An 18,570-nucleotide genomic window follows, 5' to 3' on the forward strand; every position below is an offset into this window, starting at 1 on the left:
TTTGGGAGGTTCAGCAGGTTTTGCTTCTGCTTTGACAGGTTCGGGTTCAGGTTTGGGAGGTTCAGCAGGTTTTGCTTCTGCTTTAACAGGTTCGTCTGCTGTGACTGGAGAAATTGAGATCGACTCAGTTGGAACTTCAGGTTCAGGTTTTTTAGCATCTGTCGGTTTGGCCGACTGTTCGGATGTAGATGACTGAGATCCTGACTCGGCTTGGTTATCCAATTTTTGGAATCCGACACCCTGAGTCGGAGAGGTAGGTTTTTGAGATTTGGAAGAATCTGTCATAATATTAGCCTCTGAAAAAATTAACCATTCAAGATATTCTCAAAGCGAATCCGATCAACTCCTTTTTGATGGAGAAGAACCCAAGATTCTATTAAATCCGGGCCATGAACCGCTCCCGTTAAAGCGGCTCTCAGCGATCGCATAATTAGCCCTTTCTTCAATTTCGTTTCTTTTGTGACGACCTTTATAATCTCTTGGGCGCGATCGGCCGTCAGGGGTTGATCAAAGTCCATTTGTTCACAAATCGCTTGCAGAACCGTAATGGCTCCTTCTTGTTGTAACTGGGCTTTGGCTTCTGAGTCTGCTTCTATCGTTGGAGCAAAGAACAATTTTGCTTGATCGATAGCATCTTTGAGACGAGTTAAACTCGGGCCTATTAAAGCCGTAAGCTGTTCTAACCAAAGGCGATCGCTTTCGGGATTAAATTGATATCCAGCTTCCTGCCAATAGGGAATCAACAAATCGGTGAGTTCAACCACGGGCATATGATGGATATATTGGCTATTTAACCAGTCCAACTTATCCCAGTCAAATTTAGCTCCTGCTTTATTAACTCGTTCAAAACCAAACTGTTCTGCGGCTTGACTGAGGGAAAAAATTTCTTGAGTCGAGTCGGGTGGAGTCCAACCCAACAAACTCATATAGTTTGCCAAGGCTGGGGCTGTGAACCCCATCTGTTGAAAGTCAGAAATCGAGGTAACACCATCTCGTTTTGAGAGTTTACGCCCGTCTTGATTCAAAATGAGAGGCGTATGGGAAAATTCCGGGACTTTCGCCTCCAGTGCTTCATACAACAGAATTTGTTTAGCAGTATTGGCAATGTGGTCTTCACCTCGAATCACATGGGTAATTCCCATATCAATATCATCGGCGACAACGGCTAAGTTATAAAGCGGTTGACCAATCTCCTTCCCGCTAGATGCCCGTGCTACTACCATATCACCCCCTAGATCGCTGCCTTTCCAAACGACCCTCCCTCGTACCAAGTCATTCCAAGCTATTTCACGATCATCGTCTATTTTGAAGCGAATTACGGGTTCGCGTCCTTCGGCTTCAAAGGCGGCTTGCTGAGAGGGGGTTAAGTTGCGATGACGGTTATCATAACGGGGTGCTTGGTTTTTGGCTTTTTGAGCCTCTCGCATTTGCTCTAGTTCTTCTGATGTGCAGTAGCAGCGATAGGCTAAATCTTTATCCAGTAACGTTTGAATGATTTTGGCGTAGAGTTCGAGACGTTTGGACTGAAAAAACGGGCCTTCATCCCAGTCTAAGCCTAACCACTGGAGTCCATCCAAAATATTTTGGGTGTATTCTGGACGCGATCGCTCTATATCGGTGTCTTCTATCCGCAAGATAAACTTACCGCCCTGGTTGCGAGCAAATAACCAATTAAATACAGCCGTTCTCGCTGTACCAATATGAAGATTTCCGGTCGGGCTGGGGGCAAGACGAACTCTGACACTCATACTAATCTAAGGATGTTTATTCTGGATTTAGGCGCGATTAAGTCGGTAAGATTGCCCAGGTGAGCGAGAGTGAAGGTTGTCTATACCATCGTTCTACTCTCTCAAACTGGGGCGATCGCTTCCTTCGATCTCCATCTCATTCTACCAACTCAGAGTGCGAGTTCTGGCTGAAAATCGTTGATTTTAGTACAATTCCTACAGAACCTATCCTATGATAGATTTTTGCTGAATCTCAGCTTTCTATAAATCCTTACTGCTTTATAAAACTGATATAACGCGGTATAAACCGTGTTAACGTTTACTTCGGTGCCTCACCCCGGACTGTCGGCTTCCCCCGGTCAGACAGGCAATTCACCAAGAAGCCCTCGGCATAACCTTCTAAATTCAGGCTGGCATTCAAATCACGCTCAACGCTTACACCGCAAGCCTGACAGTTGAAAACTCGTTCTTTGAGCGGCATTTCTTGAACGTGACCGCAACTTGAACAGGTCTTAGTTGACGGATAGAATCTATGAGCAAAAACTACAACTGAGCCGTACCACTCGGACTTATACTCAACTTGGCGGCGAATTTCAGAAAAAGCAGAATCAGCAATAGCACCTGCTAATTTATGATTTTTCATCATCCCAGAAACATTCAAGTCTTCTAACCCGATGACCGCGTGGTTTTTGCATAGCCATGAGGTGAATTTGTGAATTCCATCTTTTCGGATGTTTGTGACTCGCTGATAAGCTTTCGCTAATTTTAGTTTGGCTTTATTCCTGTTATTGGAACCCTTCTGTTTTCTAGAAAGTTCGCGCTGAAGTTTTGCCAGATTTTTTTGAGCTTTTTTGTGGGCTGCTGGATTGGCAAAAACAGTACCATCTGAACAGGTCGCCAATGCCTTAACCCCAACATCAACACCCAGATAAACTCTTGATTTAACAGTCTGTTCTGGTTCAAATTCGTAGCCTACAGACAGATACCAAGAATCAGCTACTCGACTAATTGTGACTCGCTTTGTGTTGATTTCAGGTAGGGGTTCATAAGTGCTGATCCATCCAATAAAAGGAAGCTTCAATTTCCTCCCTGAAAACCTCATTACTTTGCCACAATTATCCATCGTAAAGCTATCATTTCTGCCTTTTTTCTTGAACTTAGGATGTTTGGCAACGCCTTGAAAAAAGCGACTGAAAGCTTCCCCTAAGTGCATAAAGGCAAATTGATAAACTCTAGAACTTAGGGTTGACTGCCAGGGATAGTTTGGCTTAATGTGATTGGTGTAGAACTTTTTTAGCTTATTCGCAGAAGGTTTTAAACCCTGCTTGTAAGCTTCATTCCACATCGCCAAAGCCCAATTCCAGACCCACCTAGAATATCCCGCGTGGGTCGCCATTAAGGTTCTTTGACGGTTGTTCAGCTTCAGTTTGGTCTTGAAGGCTCGTTGCATAGATCTATTATCTGATCTTACAGATAGTACCCTTTTGTACCATAAATCGTCTACTAAGTTACTGCTCTCTCTTTTTTACGGGACTGACGGGGCTCGAACCCGCAACTTCCGCCGTGACAGGGCGGTGCTCTAACCAATTGAACTACAGTCCCTTTTTTTTTGACTATATTCGATTATCCACAATCTGTCTTAATATGTCAAGGGGTTAATCAGATTTTTTTTGAGGGACAGGGGACAGTAACCAGTTTTGTAGGGATAACTGTAGGGGCGGGTTCAGCCTAGATGTATGCCAATCAGAGATAATCTGTGTAAACCCGCCCTGATCACAGATAACTGTAGGGGCGGGTTCAGCCTAGATGTATGCCAATCAGAGATAATATGTGTAAACCCGCCCTGATCACTAAGGCTAATATTTGGGTCATTTGCAGGGAATTGAAGTTATTATCACTAATAAAAATTAGCGATCGCCGACCATCTGACAATGTAGGGCCAAACGTCAAGCCTTCGATATTGTCTAGGGTAATATTTAATGTGTTTAAATTCAAGAGTAGGGTTTTGCGAACTGGGGAAATATTTAAGAGTTCACCTTTCAGCCGATCCATTGCTTGAATGCGATCGCCCCCATCCAGAGACACTTCAAATAATTTTATCGTATATCCGACACCCAGCGCAAAAGAACGTTCTAAAGCCAGTAAATGATCTTCATCTAAGGCTAACAGATCGACTAAACCATTAATCTGAAAATTCTTGGGGAAACGAGGGGCTATCACTATCGGATCGCTAATGTAGAGAAATTCTTGATCAGGCTGACCTGTTTTTAGATTATATCTTAAAATTCGACAAGGACTTCCTGCGGTTGGGCTGGCTGCTTCTCCATCCTGAAGCAAAGCATTTTCAGTAGCGGTAAATAGATAACGGTTATCGGGAGTAAGGGTTAAACTTTCTAAGGAAAAATTGTTGCGAATTCCGCGTTTTTCTTGGGCAGAAGCAGAGAGAAATTTATCGGGAATTGGTAAGCTTCTGAGTTCTTCTCCGTTCAGGGAAAATTCTTTGATAAAAGGCGGTTGCGATCGCTGAACATCTCCTTCTGATGAAATGAATACACTTTCCCCTGTAAATGCAATTGCTTCGGGATCTAAACTCATTTCTGGAAAGGGTTCACCGTCTGAATTGAGTAAGGTTGTTTTGGCGATTATTTCTACTCCATCAGGTGGAAGTGTATCGGAACTCAAGTCAATTTTTAGGGTGTAAAACCTGGCGGGGGCTTGACTGCTGCGATCATCAGAAATCGCATAATAAACTTGTTGATCGGGGTTGTAAGTCATTCCTGATAATCCCCCGACTTCGGTATTTTTAAACAAAAACCCCGTTGGAAGGGTGACTTTTCCAATGAAATTAAAGTCAATATCTTCGGCTAAAGTGATCCTTGACTCAGCCATCAAAGCCAAGAGAAGAATTCCCCATCCTAAAAACAAAATTAGAATTGTTTTGGCTTTAACATTCATTTCGAGTTTAATTCCAGTTGGAAATCTTCAACATTGTACTCAACCGTTTCTAAGAAATTGGTTAACCATTCTTTGACATGAAATGTTGCTTGACAATCATCTTGATTATAACGGACAATGGTATCGAGTAAAGTGCGATCGCCTGTTTTGATCCATTGTTCGTACCAGTAAACACATTGAGCGCCGTTAGCGCTGGGATCATTCCACTCAAACCCCATCCAACGTGCAATCGGTTTTAACGCATAACTTTCTACAGGAAGTGTTACAGTTTGAGTGACGATTTGATGAATATCAATCAAACGTTTCAGTAACGGTTTACAGAGATAGTCTGGCGTTTTATAGACTCGGGCTAACCGTTGAATGGTTTTGGGTTCATAGTCGCAAAAATGAAAAATAGGCGCAATTGGATAGGTCCAAACTAACTCTAAAAATTGCTGCCAAATCTTTTCTTCATCGGCTTGATTATCTGCTAAAAATGAATAGAGTTTTTGAGTATTTGAACGCCTATCTACCACTAAAACGCCATGCAAATAATCCAAGTTCAACTCAGGTTGGGCTTCAATATCAAAATAGAGTTCAACAGGCGATCGCCAAACTAAAGAATTGACAGAATCTTTCAGAATTTTAACAGATTTTTCCGAAATAATTTTTAAAGATGAAGCAGCTTCGCTCGTTTTAAAGCTACCATTTTTGAGGGATTCTTCCTGAGAACGAAGTACCGCTTTATTATTCAAAGTTGAATAAGCTTGCTGAATGACTTGAGCGGCAATTCCTAGATTAAATTCGGGATAATTTTCCAAAAAATCTGGTGTGCTTTCAGCCAGAGATGCAACCGATGTAATGTTCAAAGCTTGCAAACGAGTATAACGAACAGGCGTTACACCGGGAAGCAGAGAAAGATGATTTTCAGATTGAGCGATCGCATAACAATAACTATACCACTGACATAAATTACATTTTTGACGCGCAATAAAAACTTCAGGTTCTTGGTCTTTTCGCAGCATTTCGATACAGTCTGTTAAAAGGTTCTGCATCTGAGGAAGGCGTTGATTTAAGTTTACCGCATAAGCACCTTTATTCCTCAACATTAACCAAGATGTTTCAGGCATTGTACCTTGAACTGCGGCTAAAACTTTAGCATGAAATGCGGCAATAATTTGATAATCAAGTTTCGGACGTTTACCGAGTCTAATATCAGTTGGAACATACATCCAATCGCCAAATTGTGACGATCCCGGAGATTTAACCAACAAATCCGGATAACTCAGTAAAACAACTTGATGAGAATGTTCAACAGAGTGAAGATTTTCTAAGGGTTCCTCACTCAAAAGTAAAACCCCTTTATGAATGCGTTCAACCCCTTGCTTCATCAAGTTTAGAGTGGCTTGTGCGCCTAAAAACCAGTCTCCTCTGGGATAATTAGGTTGCTGATAGGTTTGTTCGGCTAAAATCGTTTGCTGAAAATTGAAACTATCTTGCATCAATTTCAGTAAAAAATCACTGGGAGGATCTTTTTGATTAAAATCTCCATAAACATCAAGATAGGTGCGTCTAGAACACCGTTGGTAGAATAAAAGTTTTTGGTCGGTAATCAACATGAAATCTAGGTTGAAGTGATGGAAAATAGAAGACAGTTTGCAGGGGAGAGGGAAGCAAACAGAAAGCGAAGCGGTTAAATCCTCATCCCCACCCCTCTGGGATTCCTTTCCTTATTATCATTGAAGTCTAACTTCATGGTATAGGGTAAGAAAAGCAGTAATCGATGACAACGGACAACGGATTGATACAATTATGACGAATTTAACATTAGAAACTTATCGGCAACAGTTTCCAGCTTTAGTAAACAAAGCCTACTTTAATTATGGCGGACAAGGGCCGTTGCCTCAGATTTCTCTCGATGCAATTTATCAATCCTACGAAGAAGTCCAACAAAAAGGCCCATTTTCGGGGGAAGCGGGAAGTTGGGTAACTGAAGCCTCTAGCCTGCTGCGTGACTCTATGGCCAGGGAATTGGGGGTGAGTCCTGAAATGATAACTATCACTGAAAATGTCACGTTTGGCTGCAATATTGCGCTGTGGGGCATCGATTGGCAACCGGGAGATGCTGTGTTACTCTCAGACTGTGAACATCCTGGGGTGATTGCGGCGATTCAAGAACTTCAGCGCCGTTTTCAGCTAGAAGTATCGATGTGTCCCTTGAAAGAAACGTTAAATCAAGGTGATCCGGTTTCTGTGATTAAAGCGCATTTACAACCCAATACTCGCTTATTAGTGATTAGTCATATTTTGTGGAATACGGGTCAAGTTTTGCCTTTAGATGAAATTGTTAAATGTTGTCATCAAAACCAGCATGGAAAAGTCAGAGTGTTAGTTGATGCGGCGCAATCTGTGGGAGTTTTGCCCTTAAATTTAACAGAATCAGCCGTTGATTTTTACGCTTTTACGGGTCATAAATGGTGGTGTGGGCCGGAAGGTTTGGGGGGATTTTATATCAGTCCAGAGGCGTTAACTGCGTTATCTCCGACTTATATGGGTTGGCGGGGTATTGACTATGATCAAACGGGAAATCCGGTGAATTGGAAGCCCGATGCTAGACGCTATGAAATCGCGACTTCTGCCTATCCATTATATGCGGGTTTGAGACGTTCAATACAGCTTCATCACGACTGGGGAACGATAGAAGAACGTTATCAAAAAATTTGTGATCTCAGCCAATATTTATGGGAAGGTTTATCAGAATTATCTCACGTTGATTGTTTGAGAACTTCGCCCCCAGAGGCGGGTTTAGTCTCGTTTAAACTCACGAATGGGTTAGCCCACAAACCAACGGTTGAGGCTTTGGAAAAACAGAATATTTTTGTGCGAACGATTTCAAATCCTGATTGTATTCGTGCTTGTGTTCATTATTTTACAGCACCCTCTGAAATTGATAAATTGGTTGATGCGATCGCTAATTTAAAAGCTGTTTTTAGCTAATTTTGAGAAAGGAATACGCCAGAGATTCAAATCCCTGGCTAAGAGTTTTAAGTCCTCTCAAGAAAACTCAACTTCATTAATTTGAGTTGGGATAATTATTTTTACCCGCTTGTTGTTGGGCTTTAGCCCTCTTTATTAAGCGCTGAAGCGCAACTACGAACCGAGGATTTTATATTCGTTTATTTTTGACCACCTACTGAGTTGTAGTCTTTAAAATATCAATTCGCCCAAAAATCCTGAAGTTCAGCATCCTTTTCTTCCAATTTCGATAAAGAAGCTTTAACTTTTTCTCGCTCTGCTTCTGACTCACTGTCACGTTCTACTTCTTTCCATTCTTCTCTATTAGTCAACTCATAAACATCTGTTTTACCTTGGCGAATTTCCTTCTTTATCATACCGAGACTTTCCAACTCTTTTAAGCCGTACTGTGCTTTTCGGACACTCATTTTACAGATACGAGCAATAGTTTGTAGGCTAGAGTAACACTTACCCCGACGAGCAATATGTGCGTACAGTCTGAACTGATATGGATTTAGACCATACAAGTCCAGGTCAGCGTGGATAAATATCATTCCATTGGATGGATTGGATTTCTTGGGGATATTCATCTTGTTTTTATCGCAGATTATCTATCTGACCCCAGTATATCATGCAGATCATACCCGTGCATATGATGCAGATAAAGTATATCCATGAAATTTAAAGTTAATCCATTAGAAAGTTAATCCATATAACTTACTTTTTATATTGGTACTACTTTGTCTGCATTTTGTGCGGATCTAGACAGATTGATATGCAGCAGTCTAAGATAAAAACAAAGAAAGCCAACTGTGGCGCAGTTGACTCTCTAAATGTCATTTATGTAATCTCGCACCCAGTAAATTCTGGGCTAATTTGATGTACCACAATTATAACGCAGCGCTTGAGACAATTCAAGCAGTCAACGATTTGCTGAAAACTGTAACCGAAGCCTCAAGTCAACTTGGGGCTAATTCTGTACTTGACATCCTGAAGTTTAGCGGGGTTTGCGAAACGTCCAAAACTCAGCAACCTGCATCTAAAGCAATTGCTGAAACTCTCGAACAGGGAAGGAAAGCAATCATGCTTGTTCAGATTGAGAAAGCGGGGATTGAACTGACTCCGCGTTTGAAATCTTTGATTAATAACTCGGATTTTCCAAATGTACAGGAGGCCATAAAAAGATACGAAACGTTTTACAGTAATCGTCAAGTTGGCAATCCAGCAGGGTTGTTTTACACCATTCTAAACAATCTGAACAACGAAAATCAGGGCAGTGCAGCTTCGGCATAAGTTGAAGTAAATTGAGAACGGGTGGGCGATGAACCCACCCCAACAAAATTAAGCCCCAACCGCTTCTTTTGCGGCGTACATCACTTCTAACGTAATCTCAGATAAACCGCGTTCACGGGCAAATTTCTCGGTGTTTCGCTTCACTTTTCCGCGAACAAACCCCGGAACTTTATTCAATTCCGCTTTGGCATCTTTCGCCCAATTCAAATCAGATTCCGCCGAAATACCCTTGTGAATCACTTCTTTTGTATCATGTCCGCCAAAGATTTCTAACAGGTGATCTTCCATTCCCAAGGTAAAGGAATTATACACTAAATCAACCACCTGATTCGCGCCTTCATAGCCCATAAACGGACGATAACCAACGGGGAAGTTTTGAATATGAATGGGCGCTGCAATTACCCCACAAGGAATATTTAAGCGCTTCCCAACATGACGTTCCATTTGGGTTCCAAAAATCGCCGAAGGTTCTAACCGGGCGATCGCATCTCCTATCTCACCATTATCCTCACTAATCAGGATTTCATCGCAATATTCACCCACTTGTTCTTTGAACCATTCTGCATCATATTTGCAGTAAGTTCCGGCTAATACCACTTTAATTCCCATTTCTCGAGCCAGAATTTTTGTCATCGCTGCGGCGTGGGTATTATCCCCAAATACAACAGCTTTTTTACCTGTTAAATTCTGACAGTCTATCGAACGAGAGAACCAAGCTGCTTGAGAAATAAACCGAGTTTGATTGTCAATATAGTCTTCATAATTTACATTGGCGCCCTGTTCGTTTAATACCTTTTGAATCATCCGAATACAACGGGCTGTTTCTACAATTCCCATCGGGGTAATATCAATATAAGGCATGGCGAATTCTGCTTGTAAATATTTCGCCGCCATCACGCCGACTTCCCGATAAGGCACCAAATTAAACCAAGCGCGAGGTAAATTTTTCAGGTTGTGAACAGAAGCGCCTTCAGGGACGACTTCATTGACTTCTATTCCTAAATCTGCCATCAACCGTTTTAATTCGGTGCAGTCGTGGTTATTATGAAAACCGAGGGTGGTCATTCCCCAAATATTAACAGAAGGTTTTTCGGTTTTTGCTTCGGGAAGTTCGCCTTTTTTCTGGGCTTTTTTCAGATAAAATTCAACAATTTGATGTAAGGTGCGATCGGCTGCTTGCAGTTCATTCGCCCGATAATGATTGACATCCGCGAGCATTACATCGCCCTTAGAATCAATTTGAGCGCGTTCAACAAAATTCTGTAAATCTTCTTGTAAAATACTAGAAGTACAAGTCGGAGTTAAGACAATTAAATCTGGGTTTTCTTCTTGATCTTTACGAACAATATTATCAACGACTTTTTCTTGAGAACCCCGTGCTAAAACGTTTCGATCAACAACACTTGTCGTTACTGGGGTATAGTTCCGTTCTCGTTCAAGCATCGAACGCATGACGTTAAAATAGTCATCTCCTAACGGTGCGTGCATGATCGCATGAACATTTTTAAATGAACTGGCAATGCGAAGGGTGCCAATGTGAGCGGGGCCTGCATACATCCAGTAAGCCAATTTCATAACATTTTTCTCCGTCTTTGTGTGATTTGATAAGAGTCTGTTGTGATTTTCTCAAATATTTTGCGGATCAAAGTCGAGAATCATAAAACTTTAAATTGACCCTTTGATCGCAAATTGAGTTTGTACTCAGGATTCAGTGTGCCACTAAAGCAATCCTTTTATTGTTTAATGACAAAAATCTTAATCTTTTAGGTTTTTTGTAAACTTAAGTATCGGAATTGATACAAAAGTTGATGACTCACGATCAAGAAACTGGGGTGTTTGCAGAATTTCTCAATCAAGGTTCTAAATTCGTTATCCTAGAAATTAAAGATTTCTGGAAAAATTATGATGAAAACTCAACCAGATTGGCATAATTTAGCAGCTTCTTCTGAGTACCAGACAGCAATTATTATTCAAAAACTATTACAGGAGAAAAAATGGATGGAAGCGGATCAGGGTTTAGGTGTTTTAATTGAATCTATGGGAAAATCTAAAAAATTAGCATTAAAAAGCCAGCTTATTCGATTAATGAGTCATGTAATTAAATGGAAATGTCAACCCGAACGTCGTTCTTCAAGTTGGGCGGTGACAATTTTATCGGCTCGTAATGAAATTGAGGATATTCAAGAAGAGATTCCCAGTTTAAATCGAAATTATCTAGAGTCTGTTTGGGAGCAATCTTTTAATAAAGCTGTTAAACAGGCTGAAATTGAAATGAATAAAAAATGTGATCTAACTTTACTTTCTTGGGAAGAAGTATTTGAACAAGAGTATACATTATTAAATCCCAATGAGTAATATAATAACTGGGTTCGTTGTTGCAATACACGCGCAATAGAAATATAGAAATAGGGCTGAAGCCCAGCAACTAGCTCTACTACAAGCTTTTTAAAATTTAATGATAATCAAGAGGGGTGAAAAGATAAGTTAACCATTTAAATGGGGTAGGGGTAGCGGGCAAGATGCCCGCACTACTTTTTTTGGATAGATTAATTTTCCACTTTTGTCAGCAAACGTTCTGAAGTTAAAATCCAATCTAATAAAATCGGATTTACTAATTCTGGGGCTTCATCTTGCGGACAATGACCAACTCCTTCTAAGGGAATAAATTGTTTAACCGCCTCAAATTTACCATATTCACGACCTAATTCTATCGGTTCCCAAGGATCATCTGTTCCCCATAACATAATCGCTGGACAGGGTAAAATCGGCAGTAAATCTTCAGGTAAAGGCCCTTGAGAATAACTCGTAAATGCGACAAACACATCAACCGCACCTTGATCTTTTGCCGGAATTAATAACATTTCGACTAATTCTTCTGTTACGGCTTCGGAGCGTTTGTAGGCTTGTAAGAGAATTTTTTTAACGGTTTGAGGTGTCGCTAACTGTTTAAAAAAGAACTGACTCACCCATTTTAAACCTAGAATTTTCTGAGCAATATCGGCTCCAAAACTTCGATACCAAGGAATTTGTGAGCGTTTGCGTTCGTGAAGAAGTCGCAGCGAACAATTGAGTAAAGCAACTTCAATGACAAGTTCAGGATAATCAACAGCCGCTTGCATAACTGCAATACAACCTATCGAATTTCCGACTAAAAATGCAGGTGTTCCGACGACTTCCCGACAAAAATCAGCGATTTGTTGACCCCAAGTTTCAAAGGTATAAGAAAGTTCGAGAGTGGGAAGGGGTTTTGCTGAACCTCCAAACCCTAACAAATCTATCGCAAAAACACGACAATTTAATGCAAGTTCGGGGATATTTTTACGCCAATGTCCCCAGGATGCACCGAAGCCATGCACTAAAATCACCGCAGGGCCAGTATTTCCTTCGGCGTAGTAACAGATGGGAAAGCCTTTCCACATCCAGGTTTGCGGTTGAGATAAGGTTGAGAGCATCATCAGGACTGAGTTGGAGATAGAGCGATCGATAAAACCTTCTTTATTATTCCACAAATTGCTTTGATGAGGTTTGCTTATCTAAAATTTGCAAGATAAATCAGATTTAATTTATTGATGAGCTTTGATTAATCAACGAGGTTAAATCTCTTGATTTTAACGAAAAATTAAAGGAGAAATAAGCAGAACTCATAGAATAGTTTTGTAAAATACAGACTGATTTACAAAACTTTTACAATTGTTAAAATATTTTTTTCAATTCCTTTACCTATTTCTATGTAAAGGTTTGTATCTTAGAAGATATAGAACAGAAAACAGCAGAAATTTGTTCATTCTGAACAGTTAGAGGCAGCTATGAATAATCAAGTCTCACGTTTGTTTAATCCTCTAGGTCAATGGCTCGACAGTTTAGAAATTCACGATCCACAATTCGCTTTATTCCTCTACAAAGCGATTCCGGCTCAATGTCCTTTTGAACGAGAATTCAAAATTGCAGGTCGAACTTTTCTGAAAATTCCGCCGTTATGTAAACTCAATCCTCTTTATGATCAAGTGGTCGGTTTGCGTTTTCGGGCGATGTGTTATTTAGTTGATGAATGTGGAATGACCATCTAAATCTCTATCTAAAGAAGTAGAGATCAACTCTAATCAAATCTGATCAATTTTCCAGAAAGAGGAAAAGTTGATCATTTTCTAGAAAACAGAGGGCAGATATCCCAAATTCTGCTATCTTATAAGGTGAGTCGAGTTTATAGATCTATTATGTCACTAGAAATGAAAGTCCCCAGTATGGTTTGTAATGGTTGTGTAGACACTGTTACCAAAGCGATTAAAGGACTAGATTCAGACGCAAAAGTTGAGATTGATTTAGTAACCAAGACGGTGAAGGTAGACGGAAAGCCTTCGGAAGACTCTATTAAACAAGCAATTACGTCGGTGGGTCACACGGTAGAAAGTTAAATTCTCCATAACAGCTTCACTCCTCAACAACTTGTCTATTTTTTCCGAAAACCGATGACAATACCGCAGTGCCAAAAACTGCCGATTCCTGATCATTTTGATGCGAAAAAGGTTGGGGAGGTTTGGCGCGTCCCCTACCAACAACGAGCGACAGAAGCAAAAACCTGGACAAAACAACACAGTATTCAACCCGCAGCTACAGATAAAATGCGGGTTTGTTTGCTATTAATTGATGTTCAAAACACGTTTTGTATTCCCGACTTTGAGTTATTTGTCGCCGGAAATTCGGGTAAAGGCGCAGTTGAAGATAATATTCGTTTGTGTGAGTTTATTTATGGCAATTTAGGGAATATTAGCCAGGTTATTGTTACGCTAGATACTCACACCGCGATGCAGATTTTTCACCCGATTTTTTGGGTAAACGACAAAGGAGAACATCCCGAACCTGCTACACTCATTCAGTTTGAAGATGTTCAAAGTGGACTGTGGAAAGTTAACCCTGGGGTAGCGGAAAGTTTAGCAGGGGGAGATTATCAAACCCTAGAAAAACACGCCCTTCATTATACCCAACAATTGACTGATGGGGGTCGATTTCCCCTAACCGTTTGGCCCTATCATTCGATGTTAGGGGGAATTGGTCATGGGTTAGTTTCTGCGGTAGAAGAAGCGATTTTTTTTCAGACGATTTCTCGCCAAACTCAAGCCAAATTTGAACTCAAAGGGGATCATCCTCTCACTGAAAACTATTCGGTCTTTAAACCTGAAGTTTTAGAGAGTTTTGCAGGAGGTTTAATGACTGCAAAAAATGACCGTTTAATCCAAAATGTATTAGAGTTTGATCGAGTGATTATCGCCGGACAAGCCAAAAGTCATTGTGTTGCTTGGACAGTTGAGGATTTACTCACAGAAATTCAAAAACGAGATGCCAATCTCGCCCAGAAAATCTATCTGTTAGAAGATTGTACCTCGCCTGTGGTTGTACCGGGAATCGTTGATTATACCGAACAAGCAGAAACGGCTTTTAAACGCTTTGCTGAAGCCGGAATGAATCGAGTTAAATCTACTGAAATTCTATCAGGATGGTGATGAATTTCAGGTTGAACTATTTTCTAGGTTCCCGACGGTTTAGCTTCCAATTCTGATGGTATTTCTTCCGGCGGTTGTTGATTATTTTCTACTTCCGTTTCAACCTCTGGAGGTTGATTTAACAGAGGAATTCGAGGTAAACTATTGGGGAGATTATTTAATGTTGCGGAGACTAAAGCATAACCCAAATAAGCAGGTAAAACAATAGCTGTCAGAAAAGCGATCGCCGCTAACCAAGAAGTAAAATCAAGATCAGATCCATAATGACTGCGATAGGGATCAAAGCGAGGGAGTTCATCATTTTTTTGATCAGGTAAATTGGCGAGTCGTTTAAAGCGAACTCTGCGATCATCGAGTTTTTCTAACATCATCCAACCCATTTCCGCTTCTTCTTCACAAAGTTTATGAAAAATTGCAGGATTCCGAAATAAATCACGATTTGCTCGTACTATTTTATATTCCCATTCAGACAAAGCAGAATCATCGACTTGTTTTTGATCAGAATGACCGTTAGGTTGTAACGGTGCGGATGCTTTTTTATTCGCGGGTTCGTAAGATGTCAAAATTTCCTCCTCCTCTATTTGTTGCTTTACCGTGCTATGTTCAGAGTAGATCCAACTGCTAATTAAAACGGCTTCAAACCCTAAACTACTAATCAGTAGGCTCAGAAATACAACTTCAGTCATGGGATTGATGGTCGATCATCATTTTTGATCCTTAGCCTCTAAGGAATGATGGATAACATTAATTTATATTATTTTAATTAATCAGAAGGTGATGAGAGATAACCTTCGATTAAATAATCTGAGCCTATCGAATGTAGGGTAACTCGTTTTAAAGTTAACGCTTCATTCATCTGAGTGAAACCTAAATCTCCCACGGGGGAAGGGGCAGTTTCTCCACCAATAATTTTCGGCGCAATAAACGCCCAAATTTTTTGAATAACACCCTCTGCGATCGCTTGAGCCGCCAATGTTCCTCCACATTCCCACAACACATTTAAAAATTGACGATCATATAAATGATTCATCACCGTTGCAGGCGTTAAAGGCGACAGCGCCACCACTTCAACTCCTTTTTTCTGTAACTGTTCTTGACAATCCGGATCAGCATCCTTTGTGGTTAAAACGAGCGTATTTGCTGCTGTAATATCCCATAAATTCGCCTCCAAAGGTAGGTCTAACTTCCGACTCATCACGACTCGTAAAGGGTTGGGTTCACCTGCATGATGAGTCGTTAAATGAGGATTATCTCGACGCACCGTATTCCCCCCGACAATCACCGCATCACAAGCCACCCGCAATTGATGAACCTGTTGTCGCGCGGTAGGACTGGTAATCCAAGCACTATGACCTGTCGTTGTGGCAATTTTGCCATCAAGAGTCATCGCATACTTTAAAATTCCCAAGGGTTGATGGTGAAGAATACGATGAACAAATCCTTCATTTAAAAGTTGACAAGCATCTTGTTCTACACCCACAATCACCTCAATTCCGGCTTGCTTTAACCGTTCAATTCCCTGACCTGCAACTAAAGGATTGGGATCAATCATTCCCACCACAACTTTAGCCACCTTTGCTTGTATTAAAGCTTCAGTGCAGGGGGGCGTTCTTCCGTAATGATTGCAAGGTTCGAGGTTCACATAAACCGTTGCACCGACTGCCCGTTCTCCGGCGTCTCGCAGCGCAAACACTTCTGCATGAGGTTGACCTGCTCCCGGATGAAATCCCTCCCCGACAATCATATTATCTTGAACAATCACACATCCGACCAACGGATTCGGTGCTGTTTTTCCCAAGGCTCGACGCGCCAGTTCCAGACACCTCAGCATCATCTGGCGATCAAATTCTGCGGGTCTTTCGGGATCATTTAAGGGGATCATGGGTTGGTCAACAGGAATTTTTACTCTAGAGTTTAGCGAATTCCGACCCTAAAGCGTCTACTACCTGGAGAATAATTTTAGACTCGTGATCAAATGTAATTCAGTTTACTTTTTCCAAGGCCATCGAGTCCCCATCTCGGTCAAAGCCGAAAAAATTAAGTACATCACTAGAATTCCTACACCGATTAAAAACGGTATCCAATCATCTGGCATCGTGGTGTTAATCCCTCGGTCTTGTTAAATCTTCTTCACTATACATATTTACATTAATTTGACTGACTTAATTAGTGAGTGGAATTAAACGGTTTTAACCAACCCTGTTTTAAGGCTAAATCTAAAATTATTCTAGCCACTGCAAATAAAAGAATACTTTCGGCGACAATCACCGCAAAAAACCACCCATTTTCCTGAGTATTGAGTCCCCCGTCGAGTTCGCCTAAACCTCGCACCAGTCCAAAGGCTAAAACCGCTCCTGAATTGAGGTGAGGATTTTGATCTGATCGCACAACATAACGATACGTTACCCCAAATAAAAAACCACTAATAAACGCGATCGCACCTCTAATTATTAACCGAACATCAAAGGTGATTTGTATGGGTTCTAAAGCCTCAAACTGGTTCGCCAGAATGAAAAGATTAAAAGCCATTAACAGACTCAATGCCAGAAACGCCATAGTCCCGGAAAGTATCCCTGCTTTTAAAGATTCTATGCGTTCTAAAAAAGTCAATTGAGAAGCGTTGTTAATCTTGTTTTCCATAAGTTTTGAATAAATCCTCATCTATTTTACAATCAAGTCTAGACAATATCTCTTGAAATTCTTGGTTTTCCCAAGGCGATCGCTCCATTTTGTCCTCCGAACCCAAAACTCAAGCACAACACATTTTTAATCGAAGCTTTTCTCGCTTCTCTGACTAAATTAATCTCGAATTCTGGTTCTTTTAATCCCACACAAGGCGGTAAAATTTGTTGTTGTAAAGCCATCAAACAAAACGCAATTCCTAACGCTCCAGATGCGCCTAATGTATGACCCGTTGCGCCTTTGGTTGAACTGACAGCAACACCATCAGGAAATATTGTATTAATTAAATTGGCTTCATGTTGATCATTGAGTAGAGTTGCAGTACCGTGAGCGTGAATATAATCAATATCTTGGGGGAATAAATGACTGCGACTCAGACAATTTTTAATCGCTGTAATCGCACTTTTACCTTCTAAATCGGGTCGATTACTTGAACTTGCATCAGCAGTTAAGCCAAACCCTAATATTTGGCCATAAATTTGAGCCGAACGATGTTTTGCTGACTCCATAGATTCTAAGACAAACATCGCACCGCCTTCGCCTAATACAAACCCTTCTCGATAGCGATCAAAAGGGTAAGCTCCGGTTAAAGCTAATGCTCCCATTTTCTCAAACCCTGCTAAAGTTAGAGGGGTAATTGGTGTTTCTACAGCACCGACAATCACTTGTTCACAGTATCCCATTTGTATTAACTCATAAGCTTGGGCAATTGTCCATAAACCTGTTGCACAAGCCGCCATCGGTGCTAATACTGGCCCGTTTGAACCGATAAAATGAGCGGTATTCATCGCCGCCATATGATGGAAAAAATCAGGAATAGGAACAGAATAATTAATAGATTTTTGTTGATTATGTTGTTTATTATAGTGTTGAGTCGCGAATTCTTCCCATTGTGCTTGATATCCTCGACTTGAACCTATCACAACTCCACAATGGGGTAAAGGAGGCGTTAAATTAGCGTCTTCGAGCGTATCTATTAATATTGTTTGAGTTAATTCTGTGAGGTGAGTTGGCTTTTGATTAATTAATGCTAAAGGTCTAGATTTTTGTTCAGGAAAGGGTTGATAATATTGAATTCCTGATTGACCTAAGAGAAGTTTTTTCCAACTTGTTTGCAGTGTTCCTAAAGCGGATTTTAAACCAATACCTGTTACAACAACTTGCACGGTCACTTGAGGCGGAATCTTGCTTGAAAATCTTTAGTGCGATCGCAATTATCAGTTATTCGTAGGCAATAGACAAGAAGGGGGGCAGGTTTAGTAGGGGCGGGTTCACTCAGGTTGTTTGTCAGATGAATAAATCTATGTGAACCCGCCCTTACACACTGGGAAACATACATTTATTCTTAACCCGTTGCTACAAGGCGGGGCGGGTTTACAGAGGTTGTCTGTGGGGAGACTTAGATTAGGTGGGAACCCGCC

The 18,570-nt window shown here is 40.9% G+C and carries 18 protein-coding genes and 1 tRNA gene; 6 read left to right on the top strand and 13 right to left on the bottom strand.

The annotated features are described in order from the left end of the window. From WN50_RS00040 to WN50_RS00065, 6 genes are all read right to left on the bottom strand, one after another. Positions 1-285, bottom strand: a 285-nt coding sequence (locus WN50_RS00040) for a hypothetical protein (RefSeq protein ID WP_049557242.1), incomplete at its 3' end; no start/stop codon positions are given. A 20-nt stretch (positions 286-305) separates the two neighbouring features. Beyond that, positions 306-1,748 (bottom strand): glutamate--tRNA ligase, encoded by a 1,443-nt coding sequence (gene gltX, locus WN50_RS00045; protein WP_046281589.1) that lies wholly within the window; start codon positions 1,746-1,748, stop codon positions 306-308. A 298-nt stretch (positions 1,749-2,046) separates the two neighbouring features. Further along, positions 2,047-3,177: an RNA-guided endonuclease InsQ/TnpB family protein gene (locus tag WN50_RS00050; RefSeq protein ID WP_049557246.1), complete on the bottom strand. Its 1,131-nt coding sequence runs from the start codon at positions 3,175-3,177 to the stop codon at positions 2,047-2,049. Between the two features lie 78 nt (positions 3,178-3,255). Then, positions 3,256-3,329: transfer RNA gene (locus WN50_RS00055), tRNA-Asp, on the bottom strand. Between the two features lie 195 nt (positions 3,330-3,524). Beyond that, entirely contained in the window at positions 3,525-4,682 is a 1,158-nt protein-coding gene (locus WN50_RS00060) for an esterase-like activity of phytase family protein (protein WP_046281586.1), read from the bottom strand. Next, entirely contained in the window at positions 4,679-6,280 is a 1,602-nt protein-coding gene (locus WN50_RS00065) for a TM0106 family RecB-like putative nuclease (RefSeq protein WP_046281585.1), read from the bottom strand. The genes WN50_RS00060 and WN50_RS00065 overlap by 4 nt, the downstream gene beginning before the upstream one ends. A 193-nt stretch (positions 6,281-6,473) precedes the next feature. Between WN50_RS00065 and WN50_RS00070 the strand changes: the two genes are divergently transcribed. Then, entirely contained in the window at positions 6,474-7,658 is a 1,185-nt protein-coding gene (locus tag WN50_RS00070; RefSeq protein ID WP_046281584.1) for an aminotransferase class V-fold PLP-dependent enzyme, read from the top strand. A gap of 218 nt (positions 7,659-7,876) precedes the next feature. On the opposite strand, the gene WN50_RS00075 is transcribed toward WN50_RS00070, so the two are convergent. Beyond that, entirely contained in the window at positions 7,877-8,266 is a 390-nt protein-coding gene (locus tag WN50_RS00075) for a helix-turn-helix domain-containing protein (RefSeq protein WP_200906174.1), read from the bottom strand. 289 nt (positions 8,267-8,555) lie between these two features. Here WN50_RS00075 and WN50_RS00080 point away from each other — a divergent pair, with 289 nt between their 5' ends. Continuing rightward, positions 8,556-8,969: a hypothetical protein gene (locus WN50_RS00080; protein ID WP_046281583.1), complete on the top strand. Its 414-nt coding sequence runs from the start codon at positions 8,556-8,558 to the stop codon at positions 8,967-8,969. Between the two features lie 48 nt (positions 8,970-9,017). On the opposite strand, the gene bchB is transcribed toward WN50_RS00080, so the two are convergent. After that, the gene (gene bchB / locus WN50_RS00085; protein WP_046281582.1) at positions 9,018-10,544 is read right to left on the bottom strand and encodes a ferredoxin:protochlorophyllide reductase (ATP-dependent) subunit B; all 1,527 of its coding nucleotides are present in this window, start codon (positions 10,542-10,544) and stop codon (positions 9,018-9,020) included. Between the two features lie 327 nt (positions 10,545-10,871). Between bchB and WN50_RS00090 the strand changes: the two genes are divergently transcribed. Beyond that, the gene (locus WN50_RS00090) at positions 10,872-11,324 is read left to right on the top strand and encodes a DUF29 domain-containing protein (RefSeq protein WP_235440775.1); all 453 of its coding nucleotides are present in this window, start codon (positions 10,872-10,874) and stop codon (positions 11,322-11,324) included. A gap of 191 nt (positions 11,325-11,515) precedes the next feature. Here WN50_RS00090 and WN50_RS00095 read toward each other — a convergent pair whose 3' ends face one another. After that, positions 11,516-12,424, bottom strand: coding sequence for an alpha/beta fold hydrolase (locus WN50_RS00095; protein WP_425354767.1), 909 nt, complete (start codon positions 12,422-12,424; stop codon positions 11,516-11,518). A gap of 351 nt (positions 12,425-12,775) precedes the next feature. Between WN50_RS00095 and WN50_RS00100 the strand changes: the two genes are divergently transcribed. The 3 genes from WN50_RS00100 (at position 12,776) to WN50_RS00110 (ending at position 14,467) form a co-directional block, all read left to right on the top strand. Beyond that, positions 12,776-13,036 (top strand): Mo-dependent nitrogenase C-terminal domain-containing protein, encoded by a 261-nt coding sequence (locus WN50_RS00100; protein WP_046280107.1) that lies wholly within the window; start codon positions 12,776-12,778, stop codon positions 13,034-13,036. Between the two features lie 147 nt (positions 13,037-13,183). Continuing rightward, entirely contained in the window at positions 13,184-13,381 is a 198-nt protein-coding gene (locus WN50_RS00105) for a heavy-metal-associated domain-containing protein (protein WP_046280108.1), read from the top strand. Between the two features lie 54 nt (positions 13,382-13,435). Beyond that, on the top strand, positions 13,436-14,467 hold the full coding sequence (locus WN50_RS00110; protein WP_046280109.1) for a cysteine hydrolase family protein: 1,032 nt from the start codon (positions 13,436-13,438) through the stop codon (positions 14,465-14,467). 23 nt (positions 14,468-14,490) lie between these two features. On the opposite strand, the gene WN50_RS00115 is transcribed toward WN50_RS00110, so the two are convergent. The 4 genes from WN50_RS00115 to WN50_RS00130 form a co-directional block, all read right to left on the bottom strand. After that, on the bottom strand, positions 14,491-15,153 hold the full coding sequence (locus WN50_RS00115; protein WP_046280110.1) for a hypothetical protein: 663 nt from the start codon (positions 15,151-15,153) through the stop codon (positions 14,491-14,493). A gap of 77 nt (positions 15,154-15,230) precedes the next feature. Continuing rightward, a complete protein-coding gene (gene ribD, locus WN50_RS00120) occupies positions 15,231-16,349 on the bottom strand; it encodes a bifunctional diaminohydroxyphosphoribosylaminopyrimidine deaminase/5-amino-6-(5-phosphoribosylamino)uracil reductase RibD (protein WP_046280111.1) in 1,119 nt (372 codons plus the stop codon). 284 nt (positions 16,350-16,633) lie between these two features. Further along, the gene (locus WN50_RS00125; RefSeq protein ID WP_049557250.1) at positions 16,634-17,107 is read right to left on the bottom strand and encodes a hypothetical protein; all 474 of its coding nucleotides are present in this window, start codon (positions 17,105-17,107) and stop codon (positions 16,634-16,636) included. 38 nt (positions 17,108-17,145) lie between these two features. Continuing rightward, a complete protein-coding gene (locus WN50_RS00130; RefSeq protein ID WP_046280112.1) occupies positions 17,146-18,321 on the bottom strand; it encodes a beta-ketoacyl-ACP synthase in 1,176 nt (391 codons plus the stop codon). Positions 18,322-18,570 lie beyond the last annotated feature (249 nt).

The organism is Limnoraphis robusta CS-951, assembly GCF_000972705.2.

Bases quoted from the DNA above. Each gene is read 5' to 3' on its own strand.
- gltX (WP_046281589.1), bottom strand. From the start codon at position 1,748: ATGAGTGTCAGAGTTCGTCTTGCCCCCAGCCCGACCGGAAATCTTCAT.
- WN50_RS00050 (WP_049557246.1), bottom strand. From the start codon at position 3,177: ATGCAACGAGCCTTCAAGACCAAACTGAAGCTGAACAACCGTCAAAGA.
- WN50_RS00060 (WP_046281586.1), bottom strand. From the start codon at position 4,682: ATGAATGTTAAAGCCAAAACAATTCTAATTTTGTTTTTAGGATGGGGA.
- WN50_RS00065 (WP_046281585.1), bottom strand. From the start codon at position 6,280: ATGTTGATTACCGACCAAAAACTTTTATTCTACCAACGGTGTTCTAGA.
- WN50_RS00070 (WP_046281584.1), top strand. From the start codon at position 6,474: ATGACGAATTTAACATTAGAAACTTATCGGCAACAGTTTCCAGCTTTA.
- WN50_RS00075 (WP_200906174.1), bottom strand. From the start codon at position 8,266: ATGAATATCCCCAAGAAATCCAATCCATCCAATGGAATGATATTTATC.
- WN50_RS00080 (WP_046281583.1), top strand. From the start codon at position 8,556: ATGTACCACAATTATAACGCAGCGCTTGAGACAATTCAAGCAGTCAAC.
- bchB (WP_046281582.1), bottom strand. From the start codon at position 10,544: ATGAAATTGGCTTACTGGATGTATGCAGGCCCCGCTCACATTGGCACC.
- WN50_RS00090 (WP_235440775.1), top strand. From the start codon at position 10,872: ATGATGAAAACTCAACCAGATTGGCATAATTTAGCAGCTTCTTCTGAG.
- WN50_RS00095 (WP_425354767.1), bottom strand. From the start codon at position 12,424: ATGATGCTCTCAACCTTATCTCAACCGCAAACCTGGATGTGGAAAGGC.
- WN50_RS00100 (WP_046280107.1), top strand. From the start codon at position 12,776: ATGAATAATCAAGTCTCACGTTTGTTTAATCCTCTAGGTCAATGGCTC.
- WN50_RS00105 (WP_046280108.1), top strand. From the start codon at position 13,184: ATGTCACTAGAAATGAAAGTCCCCAGTATGGTTTGTAATGGTTGTGTA.
- WN50_RS00110 (WP_046280109.1), top strand. From the start codon at position 13,436: ATGACAATACCGCAGTGCCAAAAACTGCCGATTCCTGATCATTTTGAT.
- WN50_RS00115 (WP_046280110.1), bottom strand. From the start codon at position 15,153: ATGACTGAAGTTGTATTTCTGAGCCTACTGATTAGTAGTTTAGGGTTT.
- ribD (WP_046280111.1), bottom strand. From the start codon at position 16,349: ATGATCCCCTTAAATGATCCCGAAAGACCCGCAGAATTTGATCGCCAG.
- WN50_RS00125 (WP_049557250.1), bottom strand. From the start codon at position 17,107: ATGGAAAACAAGATTAACAACGCTTCTCAATTGACTTTTTTAGAACGC.